This is a genomic window from Bradyrhizobium guangzhouense, from assembly GCF_004114955.1.
GTDB classification, from domain to species: domain Bacteria; phylum Pseudomonadota; class Alphaproteobacteria; order Rhizobiales; family Xanthobacteraceae; genus Bradyrhizobium; species Bradyrhizobium guangzhouense.
Map to the genome: position 1 here is coordinate 4,021,264 of NZ_CP030053.1, position 12,954 is coordinate 4,034,217.

Here is a 12,954-nt window from a genome sequence, read left to right on the forward strand (position 1 = left end):
GCCGCTCACGCCACCGCAATGCCCGCCGTCGCGGTCACGGCGAGCGCGTCCGGAGCGACATCGTCGAGGGTCTCGACGCCGGTAGCGATCCCGCTGCCCAGCCGGTCGAGGGCCAACCCCAGCAGGAGCACGCCGAGGGCGCGCCGCATGAGGGCGAGCATCACCAGGGTCACGACCACGACCATCATGAGCATGATCACGATGATCACGGGCATGACGATCATGAGCATGATCATCACGGCCACCATGATCATTCTCACGCCCATGATGATGAGCATGCACACGATCATGACGACCATGGTCATGACCACGAGCATGATCATCACGAGCACGATCATCACGCGCACGAGCATCATGCCGACGAGACGCCCGCGCCCGTTGCGGCTGTTGGCGCTGAGCCCGTCGTGGCGGCCGAGAGCGTTGCCGAGCCTCACGAGGCCGCCGCCGAATCACATGGCGAAGCGTTTGCCGAGATCGTGACCGAGGCCGCCGAGCCGGCCGATGCGGTTTACGCGGCCGGCGAAGCGGTCGAGGCGCCACATGGCGAGGCTGCGGAAGCCGCCGGTGAGGACGACGAGGACGACGAAGACGGCGAGGAAGGCGAAGAGGAACACGTCGAGTCGGTCGGCGGCGACGACGTGCTCGAGGAAGTGCCGGAGCGCACCTTCCGTCCGCGCCGCCAGTACAAGATCCAGGAAGTCATCAAGCGCCGCCAGGTGATGCTGGTGCAGGTCGTCAAGGAAGAGCGCGGCAACAAGGGTGCGGCGCTGACGACCTATCTATCGCTCGCCGGCCGCTATGCCGTGTTGATGCCGAACACCGCGCGTGGCGGCGGCATCAGCCGCAAGATCACCAGCGCCCAGGACCGTTCGCGCCTGAAGGAAGTGGTGCAGGATCTCGACGTGCCCGAGGGCATGGGTATCATCCTGCGCACCGCAGGTGCCGCCCGCACCAAGCCCGAGATCAAGCGCGACTTCGAGTACCTGATCCGGATGTGGGAGACGGTGCGCGACCTGACGCTGAAGTCGCAGGCCCCGACGCTGGTCTACGAGGAAGGCTCGCTGATCAAGCGCTCGCTGCGCGACCTCTACAACAAGGAAATCGACGAGATTCAGGTCGCCGGTGACTCCGGCTACCGCGAAGCGCGCGACTTCATGAAGATGCTGATGCCCGCCAATGTCGGCGCGGTCAGGCAGTATCGCGACGGCCAGCCGCTGTTCTCGCGCATGGGCGTCGAGAGCCAGCTCGACGCGATGTTCTCGCCGACCGTGCAGTTGCGCTCGGGCGGGTACATCGTCATCAACCAGACCGAGGCGCTGGTCTCGATCGACGTCAACTCCGGACGATCGACGCGCGAGCACCATATCGAGGACACCGCGCTCAAGACCAATCTGGAGGCGGCCGAAGAGGTCGCCCGCCAGCTTCGCCTGCGCGACCTCGCCGGCCTGATCGTCATCGATTTCATCGACATGGACGAGAAGCGCAACAACCGTGCGGTCGAGCGCAAGCTGTCCGACTGCCTGCGGCAGGACCGCGCGCGCATCCAGGTCGGACGCATCTCGCATTTCGGTCTGCTCGAGATGTCGCGCCAGCGCATCCGCGCCAGCGTGCTGGAGAGCTCGACCGATCCCTGCCCGCATTGCGGCGGCACCGGCCATGTCCGTTCGGTGTCCTCGGTGGCGCTGCAGCTGCTGCGCGGCCTCGAAGAGATCCTGATGAAGGGCGCAACCCACAATCTCGTGGTCCGCACCCGCACCGATGTCGCGCTCTATGTGCTGAACCACAAGCGCGGCCATCTGCGCGATCTCGAGAACGGCTTCAAGGTCACGCTGTCCGTGATCGCCGATCCCAGCGTCTCAGGCCCGCAAGCCTATGTGATCGACCGCGGCGAGCAGGTGCATACGCTCGAAGCCGCCAAGGCACTGCTGGCGGCACAGGCTGCCGCAAGCCCGCCGCCGCTGGCCGAAGAAGCCTTTGACGAGGAGGACGGTTTCGACCTTGAGACTGAATCCGAGGTCGAGACGGACGAGACTGAAGGCCTCAGCGAGGAACAGGCGTCAGGTGAAGCTGCCGCCGAAGGGGATGGACAACGCCGCAAGCGCCGCCGTCGCCGGCGCGGTCGCGGCGGTCAGCGCGACGGTGAGCTCCGCGAGGACAGTCCAGCCACGCTTCCCGAGCCGGCCATGGTCGCCGGCGAAGGCGAAGAGGACGGCGAGTCCGAGCAGGATGGCGAGGAAGGCGAGGAGCAAGCCGCGCGCGGCGAGCAGCAGGGCAGCGGCGAGCGCCGCCGCCGGCGCGGCCGTCGGGGTGGACGCCGTCGGCGCGGTGGTAACGAAGACGGTCTCGCCGGATCCATCGGCGACGAGCTCGGCGGCAATCCGCCGCCGGAGGCAACCGACGCGGTGGCCGATTTCGACAGCACCGGCAGCGAGGCCGCTCCGTCGATTGCGCATTCCGAGCAGATCGCCGCTGATGAGCACGAGACATCTCGGCCCGAACCCCAATTCGACCAGGCGCCGGTTGAAGCACCGGTCCAGGCCGCACCCGCTGCTGCTGTCGCGGAGGAAGACCCCGTCGTCGACGAGAAGGCGGCGCGTCGCCGCTCGACCGTCCGCGAGAAGGTGAGCTTCATGTCGAGCAGCCCGAGCGAGCCGGCAGCCACGGTTGCTTCAGCGCCCGAGCCGGTTGCTCCGACCGCGCCTGCGCCGGAGCCCGCGCCGGAAGCTGTGACCGAGACGCCGGCGGCCCCGCGCCGCGCCGGTTGGTGGTCCCGCCGTTTCGGCGGCGGCGAATAAAGCCGAACATCCAATGCAAAACGCCCGGCTCATGGCCGGGCGTTTTCGTTTTCATGCCTCGCCAATCCGCTACGGCGGCAGCTCGTCATCGCCAAGCGAGGCCACGTCACGCGATGCGATCTGGCGGAGCTGGTCGTAGAGATCGGGCGCTTCACTGGTGCAGAGACAGACGCCCTTCGCAGATGCCGCCTCGCCGGCATTGAGGTAAGCGTGGCCCATGGTGCTGTCGAGATAGATACCGTCGCCCTCGCCCAGGATCTCCGGTGCGTAGAACTCGGTGTGGACGGCCACCCGTCCGCTCGTCACCAGAAAATACTCTTCGCCGGCGTGACGCAGCAGCGGACCGAATTCGTCCAAGGAGCGCGCACGAACCTCGGCCACGATCGGCACCATGCGTTTGCCGATCAAATCGGTGCATTGATAGGTGTAGGTGTAGAATTTCGTGTTGATCAGTTGGCCCTGCCCGGCCCGGCTGATGCTTCGGCGCGCGGTGACCGGCCGGCCCGGTGCGGGCGCTGCGACCGCCGGATTGAACAGCTCCGCGATCTCCATCTTCAGGCCTGAGGTCAGCTGGAGCAGCTTGTCGTAGGTCAGCGACATCAGGCCATTCTCGACCTTCGACAGGGTCGAGAGCGCCATGCCGGTCCGTTCCGCGACTTGCTTGAGCGTCAGGCCCCGCGCCTGACGGGCGGCCTTCAGACATTGGCCGAGCTGGGAGTTGGCACCTTCTGATGTCGTGATCTCGCTCATGCAGCAAGCCTATCACGGAACGGGAAAAATTGTTGGCCTATCCGCCTAATCTTTTCGGCCCAAACACCCCTCATGGACGTCTTTGGCGGCCATCTCCGCAGTCAGGCCAGGATTTGTGCATGAATCGCCCGGATCTGACGAAAATTGGTGCGTCGCCCCGACTTTCCGATATGCTAAATCGTTTTCATAATCTGAAAGGGATTGGCCTTGTCCGACCTGTGCGATTCCAGCGCCGTTGAGTTGCGCCTGCTGGCCAGCAAGGCGATTTCGCCTGTCGAACTGCTCGACGCCTGCCTGTCGCGCATTGCCGCAGTCAATCCCGCCGTCAACGCCGTCGTCACACTGGACGAGCCGGGCGCCCGCGCCGCCGCAAGGGCCGCCGAGGCCGCCATCCTGCGCGGCGAGGATCGTGGCGGGCTGCACGGGCTCCCCGTCCTGATCAAGGACACGCAGGACACCGCGGGGATGCGCTCGACCTATGGCAGCCCACTTTTGCGCGACAACGTGCCGACTGCCGACCAGGGCTCGGTGGCGCGCTTGCGTGCCGCCGGTGCCATCATCTTCGGCAAGACCAACACGCCGGAATGGGCGGCAGGCGGCAACACCCGCAATCCGGTGTTCGGCGCCACCGGCAATCCCTTCGATCCCATGCGCTCGGCGGCTGGCTCCTCCGGAGGCTCGGCGGTCGCGCTCGCCTGCGGCATGGCGCCGCTTGCTTCCGGCTCCGACACCGGCGGCTCCTTGCGCAATCCGGCCGGGTTCTCCGGCATCGTCGGCATGCGCCCCTCCTACGGTCTCGTGGCAAGCGAGAAGCGCGCATTCGGCTGGTCCAACCTGTCGACCGACGGACCGATGGCGCGCAATGTCGCCGATACCGCGCTGATGCTGTCGGTGATGGCGAGCGACGATGCCCGCGATCCACTCGCCTACACGCTGCCCGGCGAGCCCCTGCGCGGACGCGCTGAGCGCTGGACCGCGCCGCGTCCCGCAGAGCTCGGCAAGCTGCGCCTCGCCTTCACCGAGGATTTCGGCTTCGCTCCGACTGAGCAAGCCATCCGCCGCGTGTTCCGCGATCGCGTGAACAAGCTCGCACCGCTGTTCGCCGAATGCCGCGAGGCGACGCCGGACTGCACCGGCGCCGACGATGCCTTCGCGGTGCTGCGCGCCGGCCTGTTCCTGGCGATGCATGGGAAGAACTACAAAGAGCGGCCCGAGATGCTCGGCCCCAATGTCCGCGCCAATGTCGAGGAAGGGCTATGCTACACGCTCGAAGACCACGCCCGCGCGAGCACGACACAGACGCGGATCTATCGCGCCTACCAGACCTTCTTCGCCAGATACGACGTGCTGATCAGTCCAACCATCACGCTGAGCCCACGGCCATGGTCGGAGCTTTATCCCGCAGAGATCGACGGCCTGCCGACGAAATCCTACTTCCACTGGCTCGCGCTCGCCTACTCCGTCACACTCCCCGGCCACCCCGCGATCAGCATCCCGCTCGGCCTTGATGAGGCCGGCCTGCCGTTCGGCCTCCAGATCGTGGGCCCGCGCGGCGGCGACGCCGTCGTGCTTGCGGTCGCCGCGAGCATCGAGGCTGCATTCGCGGACGATCAACACATGCGCCGGCCGCTTCCCGACCTCGCACGGCTCGCCGCCGCGCCGCCGCTCTCGGCCGCGCCGGGCTTTCTCACCTGGGAATAGACCCAAGCAGGCATCAACGCCGGCTCGCCGGCATCGCGGAGATCAGCATGGCCGAATTGTCGAACCGCAAGACCGGCATCGTTGCCTTCGTCCTGCTGTATCTCGCTTATTGCATCTCCTATATCGACCGCGCCGCGATTTCGCTGGCGCTCGCGCAGATCGGCAAGGATTTCAATCTCCAGGCTGCCGATCTCGGCATCGTCATCAGCGCGTTCTTCTTGGGGTATGCGGCGATGCAGGTGCCCGGCGGATGGCTCTCCGACCGCTTCGGCTCGAAATATGTCGTCATCGTCACCATCGTGATGTGGTCGCTGTTCACCGCCTTCACGAGCCTTGCCTGGTCGCTGACTTCGCTGATCGCGATCCGCTTCATCTTCGGCATCGCCGAGGGCGGCTTTCCGCCGGCGAGCATTCGCGCCATCGCGGAATTGTTCAGGAAGGACAGCCGGCCCAAAATGTCGGCGCTGCTGCTCTCGTCGAATTATGCCGGCAGCATGGTCGCACCGCTGATCATGGCGCCGCTGATCGTCTGGCTGGGCTGGCGCCACGCCTTCAATACGATCGGCATCGCCGGCATCGTCTTCGCGGTGGTATATTTCGTGTTCGTTCCGCATCTTGCGCGGATCGGCGTCGGACCGGTGACGGCAAAGCCCCGCGCGCCGATGCGCGAACTCATGGCTAATCCGCTGCTGTGGCAGCTGATGGTGGTGTGGTTCGGCCTGAGCTGCGTCAACAAGGGGCTGGATTCCTGGATGCCGCTCTATCTGCTCCAGCAGCGCGGACTCGATCTCAAGACCGTCGGCGTGGTGGCGCCGATCCCGTTCGTGATGGCGACCTTCGCGACCGCAATCGGCGGCTGGGTGATGACCACGTTCTTTGCCGAGCGCGAAAAATATCTCTTGATCGGCAGCTCCGCGTTAACGGGCATCTTCCTCTACGCCATGTTCAAGGCCGAGACGATCACCGCCTTGATCGTCTATCAATCGGTGGTCTATTTCTTCAAATCCTTCGTTTTGGCCTCCGTGATTGCGCTTCCGACCAAGCTGCTGCGTGACGACCAGATCGGATCGGGCATCGGCATGGTCAATCTCGGCGGCCAGAGTGCGGGCTTCGTCGCACCCGCCGTCATGGGCTTCATCGTGACCGGGTCAGGATCGTTCGACGCGGCTTTCGGCTTTCTTGTCGCGATGACAGCGATGTCGGTCGTCGTCGCCGCGACCATCAACACGGCGCAGCCCAAGCTCACGCCGAAGCCGGCCTGACAGGAGTTTTGCTGATGCAGAGCGCAATCATTCTCGGCGGCGGCATGGTGGGGGTCGGCGCCGCCGTGCATCTGCGACAGCGCGGCTGGACGGTCACGCTGATCGATCGCCGGGAGCCTGGTCGCGAGACCAGCTACGGCAATGCCGGCATGATCCAGGCCGAAGCGGTGCGGCCTTATCCCATGCCGCGCGACCTCTCCTCACTGCTCGATATCGCGACCGGCCGCACCAACGACGTGCGCTACAGCTTTTCCTCGCTGCATCGTCACGTCGAGCCGCTGCTTCGCTACTGGTGGCATTCGGCGCCGAAGCGGCATCGCGAAGCGATCGCGGCCTGGGCCCGCCTGATCGCCTATGCGACGCCCGAGCACGACATCCTTATCCGCGAGGCCCATGCCGACAATCTGATCCGCCGCGCCGGCTATCGCGCGCTGTTCCGCGATGCCGCCGCGTTGGATCGCTCGGTCAAGGACGCGGAACGGGATAGGCGCGAATTCGGCGTGAACTTTCGCGTGCTCTCGGGCAGCGAATTGACAAAAGCCGAGCCGATCCTGCGCAACGATCTTCCCGGCGCGATCCACTGGCTCGACACCTGGACCGTGTCCGATCCCGGCGCACTCGTCACCGCCTATGCCGATCTCTTCCAGCGCCTCGGCGGCACCATCGTGCTCGGCGATGCGCAGTCGCTGCAACAGACCGCGACTGGCTGGTCCGTCAACACCGACAATGGCCGCATCGACGCTGCCAACGCCGTCGTCACGCTCGGGCCATGGTCGCCGGATCTCTTGCACAAGTTCGGCTATCGCATCCCATTGGTGCGCAAGCGCGGCTACCACATGCATTACAGCGGCGGCGCCTCGCTCGACCTGCCGCTGGTCGACAAGGGCCGCGGTTACGCGATGGGACCGATGGCCAAGGGCATCCGCATCACGACAGGAGCGGAGCTGACAGGGCCAGACGCGGTGGCGACGCCGGTGCAGCTCGCCAGCGCAGAAGCCTCCGCGCGCGAGCTGATCGATCTCGGCAAGCGCGCCGAGCCGGAGCCGTGGTTCGGCACCCGCCCCTGTACACCTGACATGGTGCCGGTGCTCGGGCGCGCCCCGCGACACCCCGGCCTCTGGATGAACTTTGGCCACGGCCACCAGGGCTTCACGCTCGGCCCCGCCACCGGACGGCTGCTCGCCGAAATGATGAACGGCGAGACGCCATCGATCGATCCGACGCCGTACCGGCCGGAGCGGTTCTAGCCCTCGTGTTTGGCCAGCACGGCCCTGATGCGCCGGGCATCCTCCGACGTCGCCGGGTTGTAGACGACCATGCCGAGATCGGGCCGGCCATCGATCGCAAAGGCCGAATATTCGAACGCGATCGGGCCGAGCACGGGATGGCGCAAATGCTTGATGCCCTCGCCATGGGAGCGGACATCGTTGTCGCGCCACAGCTTTGCGAATTCGGGGCTCTCGCGGCAGAGCTCATCGACAAATTCAGCGACATGCGAGACCGCGCCCGCGCGCGCCACATCTGCCCGGAACGCCGCGACGACGAAACGGGCGACGCTGTCCCAATCATATTGCGCGGCACGCACCCGCGGCTCGCAGAAGATCAGGCGCAGGATGTTGCGCTGCTCGGGCAGTAGCTTTGAATAGTCGGTCAGCACGATCGTGGCCGCGCGATTCCAGGCCACGACGTCCCAGGTCGCCGTCCTGATGATGGCGGGGCTGGTCTCCAGCGCGTCGAGCACGCGCTGCAGCCGCGGCGAGACGCCGTCGCTTTTCTGGTAGCGGACCTCGGGCGGCCGGCCGAGCCCGATCAGGAACAGGTGCTCGCGCTCGACATCGGTCAGCATCAGCGCACGGGCGATCCGATCGAGCACGTCGGCCGACGGCGCGCCGCCCCGGCCCTGCTCCAGCCAGGTGTACCAGGTCGGGCTGATATTGGCGCGCTGCGCCACCTCTTCGCGCCGCAGCCCCGGGGTACGCCTTCGGCTACCGCCAAAGCCGAAAGCGGCCGCGTCGAGCCTGATACGGCGGTCCTTCAGATAGGTCCCGAGCAGGTTGTCGCTGGTGGTCTCGCTCATCCTGTTAGCTATTATACCCCGATAACCTCACTACTTTACCCGGATAATTCTAGCGCAGATGTTGGCTTCTACCAACGGGAGACCTGCTCATGCGTGTATTCGTTACTGGCGCCACCGGCTTCGTCGGATCCGCCGTCGTTGCCGACCTGATCGCCGCCGGCCACAGCGTCACTGGCCTCGCTCGCTCTAATGCGGGTGCCGCCGCCCTCGCTGCGATGGGCGCCAAGGTCCATCGTGGCTCACTGGAGGACCACGCGTCGTTACGCAGCGGCGCGGCCGCTTCCGATGGCGTCCTGCATCTCGGCTTCAACCACGATTTCTCCAAATTCGCCGAGAATTGCGAGCTCGACCGCCGCGCCATCCTGGCGCTCGGCGAGGAGATCAAAGGCTCCACGCGTCCGCTCATCGTCACCTCAGGCGTGGCGCTGCTTGCGCCTGGACGTCTTGCAACCGAGGACGACGCAGCCGCTCGCCACTTTCCACGTGTCTCGGAAGCAAGCGCCGAAGACCTTGCGGAGCAAGGTGTCCGTGCCGGCATCGTGCGGCTGCCGCCGACCACCCATGGCGAAGGCGACCACGGCTTTGTGCCGCGGCTGATCGCGATCGCGCGCGAGAAACGCGCAGCCGCCTATATCGGCGAGGGTAACAACCGCTGGCCCGCTGCGCACCGCATCGATGCTGCCCGCGTCTATCGCCTTGCGCTCGAGCAAGGCGCATCCGCTCGTCGCTACCATGCGATCGCCGAGGAAGGCGTGCCCTTCAAGGCGATTGCCGAGGTGATCGGCAAGAGGCTCGGAGTGCCCGTCGTTTCGAAATTGCCTGATGAAGCCGAGGCGCATTTCGGCTGGTTCGCGCGCTTTGCGGCCGTCGACGTCCCGACATCGAGCGCCAAGACGCGCGCGGCTCTCGGCTGGGTGCCGAAAGAAAAAGGGCTGATCGAGGATCTCGACCAGCCCTGTTACTTCGAGGTTTAACGGCGCACCGCGCCGTCAAATCCGTCTTAGTCCGTCGTGACGGCGGTTTCCATGTCGGTCGGATCGATCTGCTGGGCCAGCCGCGCAGTCAGCTTGTCGCGATCGAGCTCGCCCTCCCACCAGGCGACGATCACGCAGGCGACGCCGTTGCCGCACAGATTGGTCAGCGCACGGCACTCGCTCATGAACTTGTCGATGCCGAGCACGATCGCCATGCCTGGCACGAGGCGCGGATCGACCACCGCGAGCGTCGCCGCCAGCGTGATGAAGCCCGCACCGGTGATGCCGGAAGCGCCCTTCGAGGTCAGCATCGCCACGACCAGGATCGTGAGCTGCTGGCTGAAGGTGAGGTCGTAGCCGAGCGCCTGCGCGATGAACAGCGTCGCCAGCGTCATGTAGATGTTGGTGCCGTCGAGATTGAACGAATAGCCCGTGGGCACCACGAGGCCGACCACCGACTTCGAGCAGCCGAGCCGCTCCAGCTTCTCCATCAAGGTCGGCAGCGCGCTTTCGGAGGACGAGGTACCGAGCACGATCAACAGTTCGTCCTTGATATAGGCCAGGAACTTGAAGATCGAGAAGCCCGCGATCCGCGCGATGATGCCCAGCACGACGAACACGAACAGCGCGGCGGTCAGGTAGAAAGTCGCGATCAGGCCCATCAGGTTTAGGATCGCGCCCGTGCCGAACTTGCCGATGGTGAAGGCCATCGCGCCGAACGCACCCAATGGCGCTGCGCGCATCACGATGGAGATGACGCCGAACACCGCGTGCGCGGCATCGTCGATGAAGCTGCGGATCACATGGCCGCGCTCGCCGAGCCCCATGATGGCGAAGCCGAACAGCACCGAGAACAGCAGCACCTGCAGGATCTCGCCTTGCGCGAAGGCGCCGACCACCGTGTCGGGAATGATATGCAGGATGAAGTCGACCGACTTCTGCGCTTCCGCCTGCTTGGCGAAGTTGGCAACGGCATTGGCATTGGCGGCCGCACTGCCGAAGCCGGCGCCCGGTTTGATGACGTTGCCGATGATGAGGCCGATGATCAGTGCGAATGTCGAGACGACCTCGAAATAGACCAGCGCCTTGACACCGATGCGCCCGACCTTCTTGGCGTCCTGGATGTGCGCGATGCCCGACACAACGGTGCAGAAGATGATCGGGGCGATCACCATCTTGATCAGCTTGATGAAGCCGTCGCCGAGCGCCTTGATCCAATCGTTAGTGGCAACCGACGGCCAAAGCCAGCCGACGATCGCGCCAAGCACGATGGCGATCAGCACCTGGACATAGAGAATCTTATACCACGGCTTGGCCGCAGCAGGTGCAGCCGGCGCGCCAGCCACCGTTGTCGATGTCATCGTTTCCTTCCCCCCTCAAAAGCTCAGAGCCAGCCAAGATCAACTTGGCCGGCCCTGTCAATTGGAACATTCCGTACGACGAAATCTAGCCGCGGCGCTCAACGATCCGACGCGCCGCCGGCACCAGCGCGGCACCGAGCGCGTTCTTGATGACGGAGGCCGCGATGAACGGCGCGACACCGACCATCCAGGCCTTGGTTCCACCAAGGCCGATGCCGTAGGCAAGCCAACCGAAGCCGGCGATGAAAATGACGACATGGCCGACCGCCATGGCCGCAAACAGCAGCACGACGTTGCGATCCCAGCCGCGCTCGGCGAGCCAGCCGGTGATGAAGGCAGCAGCCACGAAGCCATAGAGATAGCCGGCAGTCGGACCGACCAGAGGTGCAATTCCACCGACGGGTCCTGCGAACACTGGCAGGCCCATCGCGCCTTCGGCGAGGTAGGCGATCATGGTTGCGCTGCCAAGCCGCCAGCCATAGGACGCACCGATTGTCAGCACGACCAGAGTCTGCAACGTCATCGGCACGTAAGGCAGCGGCAGGTTCACCTTGGCTGATAGCGCCATCAACGCGGAGCCGAGCATAACAAGCACGAATGCGCGCAAGTGCCCGACGGCTTCGCCGGGCCGGGCTGGCCACATCACTGCGGCAAGAGGAGAACGCGACATGGCGGCGGGCTGGACAGTTCGATCAGACAAGATGCACTCCGGAGGCGTGGCAAGAACTGGCGGCTATTTAAGCCAGTGAGCGATCCGGTCAACCGCCTCCTGCATCTCCTGAAGCGAGCGCGCATATGAGAATCTGATGAACGAACGGCCGTGAACCGGATCGAAATCGACGCCGGGTGTGGCCGCAACATGGGCCTTCTCCAGCATCTGCTTGGCGAAGTCGAAACTGTCGGAGGTGAAATCCGAGACGTCGGCATAGAGGTAGAAGGCGCCATCCGCCGGCAGAAACTTGGCGAGGCCAGCCTTGGGCAATCCCTCGATCAGGATGCGCCGATTCTCCTGATAGCCGTGCTTGATCTCCTCCATCTCGGCCGCGCCGTCGAAAGCGGCCTCTGCGGCGATCTGCGAGAGCGAGGGCACCGAGATCGAGAGGTTCTGCTGCAGCCGCTCGATCGGACGCACCAGAATCTCCGGCACGACCATCCAGCCGACGCGCCAGCCGGTCATGCAAAAATACTTCGAGAACGAGTTGATCACCAGCGCATGGTCGGACAGCGCCGCCGCCGTCACCGCAGGAAACGCGTAGTCGAGCCCGTGATAGATTTCGTCGGAGATGAAGCGAATGCCGGCATCTTCCGCGGCGGCGATCAGGCCGGCGAGCGCTTCGCGGGACATCATCGTTCCCGTTGGATTGGCGGGGCTGCCGACCAGCACGCCCTTCAGCGGCGCCTTGCGATGGGCGGCGAGCAGCGCCTCGCCGGTGAGCGCGTGGCGCGTCTCGTTGGTAGTCTCGATCAGCACCGGCTCGCAGCCGAGCGCGGTGAGGATGTGACGATACGGCGGATAGCCGGGCACCGTGACGGCGACGCGATCGCCGGGCTCGAACATCGACAGGAAAGCCAGAATGAAACCGCCGGAGGAGCCCGTGGTCACAACGATCCTGTCCGGGCTGACGGTGCAGCCATAGGCGTCACGATAGTGCCGCGCGATGCGGTCGCGAAGGCTTGGAATGCCGAGCGCCGAGGTGTAATCGATCCGCCCCGTCGCGAGCGCGGCCTGCGCGGCCGCAATCGCGGTCTTCGGCGCACCGGCCGCGGGCTGGCCGACCTCCATGTGAATGACATGGCCGCCGGCGGCCTCGATCCGGGCCGCGGCGGCCATCACGTCCATCACCATGAACGGGGGAACATCGCTGCGGCGGGAGGGCTCGAGCCACTGCCCCACCCGGGTCCTTAATGTCGCATCGTGCATCGATTTCTGCTATTTCGCTGGCCAACCGGTCCGTTCGGTCCGGAAAACAGGGCGCTTGCGCCCCAGACTAGCCGCATTATACGGCTCATAAGGGCATATCGCGTATCCGGTCC

The 12,954-nt window shown here is 65.4% G+C and carries 11 protein-coding genes; 5 read left to right on the plus strand and 6 right to left on the minus strand.

Annotated features, from left to right (window positions below):
* Positions 1–5: 5 nt before the first annotated feature.
* Positions 6–434, minus strand: coding sequence for a hypothetical protein (locus XH91_RS39915; protein ID WP_283810011.1), 429 nt, complete (start codon positions 432–434; stop codon positions 6–8).
* Here XH91_RS39915 and XH91_RS19355 point away from each other — a divergent pair.
* Positions 405–2,795, plus strand: coding sequence for an Rne/Rng family ribonuclease (locus XH91_RS19355; protein ID WP_283810010.1), 2,391 nt, complete (start codon positions 405–407; stop codon positions 2,793–2,795). The genes XH91_RS39915 and XH91_RS19355 overlap by 30 nt on opposite strands.
* Before the next feature lie 69 nt (positions 2,796–2,864).
* Here the strand turns inward: XH91_RS19355 and XH91_RS19360 are convergent, their stop codons facing one another.
* Positions 2,865–3,545 (minus strand): helix-turn-helix domain-containing protein, encoded by a 681-nt coding sequence (locus XH91_RS19360; RefSeq protein WP_128952046.1) that lies wholly within the window; start codon positions 3,543–3,545, stop codon positions 2,865–2,867.
* A gap of 207 nt (positions 3,546–3,752) precedes the next feature.
* Between XH91_RS19360 and XH91_RS19365 the strand changes: the two genes are divergently transcribed.
* From XH91_RS19365 to XH91_RS19375, 3 genes are read left to right on the plus strand one after another with little or no spacing between them, the layout of a single operon-like run.
* The gene (locus tag XH91_RS19365; protein WP_128952047.1) at positions 3,753–5,246 is read left to right on the plus strand and encodes an amidase; all 1,494 of its coding nucleotides are present in this window, start codon (positions 3,753–3,755) and stop codon (positions 5,244–5,246) included.
* Between the two features lie 47 nt (positions 5,247–5,293).
* Positions 5,294–6,508: an MFS transporter gene (locus XH91_RS19370; RefSeq protein WP_128952048.1), complete on the plus strand. Its 1,215-nt coding sequence runs from the start codon at positions 5,294–5,296 to the stop codon at positions 6,506–6,508.
* Between the two features lie 14 nt (positions 6,509–6,522).
* Positions 6,523–7,755 carry an NAD(P)/FAD-dependent oxidoreductase gene (locus XH91_RS19375; RefSeq protein WP_128952049.1) on the plus strand — a complete coding sequence of 411 codons (1,233 nt, stop codon included), beginning with the start codon at positions 6,523–6,525 and terminating at the stop codon, positions 7,753–7,755.
* On the opposite strand, the gene XH91_RS19380 is transcribed toward XH91_RS19375, so the two are convergent.
* Positions 7,752–8,585: a helix-turn-helix transcriptional regulator gene (locus XH91_RS19380; protein ID WP_128952050.1), complete on the minus strand. Its 834-nt coding sequence runs from the start codon at positions 8,583–8,585 to the stop codon at positions 7,752–7,754. The two genes, XH91_RS19375 and XH91_RS19380, sit on opposite strands and share 4 nt — an antisense overlap.
* Before the next feature lie 89 nt (positions 8,586–8,674).
* Here XH91_RS19380 and XH91_RS19385 point away from each other — a divergent pair, with 89 nt between their 5' ends.
* Positions 8,675–9,559, plus strand: a complete 885-nt coding sequence (locus tag XH91_RS19385; RefSeq protein ID WP_128952051.1) for an SDR family oxidoreductase — start codon at positions 8,675–8,677, stop codon at positions 9,557–9,559.
* 26 nt (positions 9,560–9,585) lie between these two features.
* Here the strand turns inward: XH91_RS19385 and XH91_RS19390 are convergent, their stop codons facing one another.
* The 3 genes from XH91_RS19390 to XH91_RS19400 all read right to left on the minus strand — a co-directional run bounded on the left by XH91_RS19390 (position 9,586) and on the right by XH91_RS19400 (position 12,841).
* Positions 9,586–10,920 (minus strand): dicarboxylate/amino acid:cation symporter, encoded by a 1,335-nt coding sequence (locus XH91_RS19390; protein ID WP_128952052.1) that lies wholly within the window; start codon positions 10,918–10,920, stop codon positions 9,586–9,588.
* 85 nt (positions 10,921–11,005) lie between these two features.
* Entirely contained in the window at positions 11,006–11,563 is a 558-nt protein-coding gene (locus XH91_RS19395) for a biotin transporter BioY (RefSeq protein WP_128954911.1), read from the minus strand.
* A gap of 90 nt (positions 11,564–11,653) precedes the next feature.
* Positions 11,654–12,841, minus strand: coding sequence for a pyridoxal phosphate-dependent aminotransferase (locus XH91_RS19400; RefSeq protein WP_128952053.1), 1,188 nt, complete (start codon positions 12,839–12,841; stop codon positions 11,654–11,656).
* Positions 12,842–12,954 lie beyond the last annotated feature (113 nt).

Excerpts from the sequence above, each read along its gene's own strand:
- XH91_RS19370 (WP_128952048.1), top strand. The coding sequence starts at position 5,294 with ATGGCCGAATTGTCGAACCGCAAGACCGGCATCGTTGCCTTCGTCCTG.
- XH91_RS19385 (WP_128952051.1), top strand. The coding sequence starts at position 8,675 with ATGCGTGTATTCGTTACTGGCGCCACCGGCTTCGTCGGATCCGCCGTC.
- XH91_RS19375 (WP_128952049.1), top strand. The coding sequence starts at position 6,523 with ATGCAGAGCGCAATCATTCTCGGCGGCGGCATGGTGGGGGTCGGCGCC.
- XH91_RS19400 (WP_128952053.1), bottom strand. The coding sequence starts at position 12,841 with ATGCACGATGCGACATTAAGGACCCGGGTGGGGCAGTGGCTCGAGCCC.
- XH91_RS19390 (WP_128952052.1), bottom strand. The coding sequence starts at position 10,920 with ATGACATCGACAACGGTGGCTGGCGCGCCGGCTGCACCTGCTGCGGCC.
- XH91_RS19395 (WP_128954911.1), bottom strand. The coding sequence starts at position 11,563 with ATGTGGCCAGCCCGGCCCGGCGAAGCCGTCGGGCACTTGCGCGCATTC.
- XH91_RS19360 (WP_128952046.1), bottom strand. The coding sequence starts at position 3,545 with ATGAGCGAGATCACGACATCAGAAGGTGCCAACTCCCAGCTCGGCCAA.
- XH91_RS19380 (WP_128952050.1), bottom strand. The coding sequence starts at position 8,585 with ATGAGCGAGACCACCAGCGACAACCTGCTCGGGACCTATCTGAAGGAC.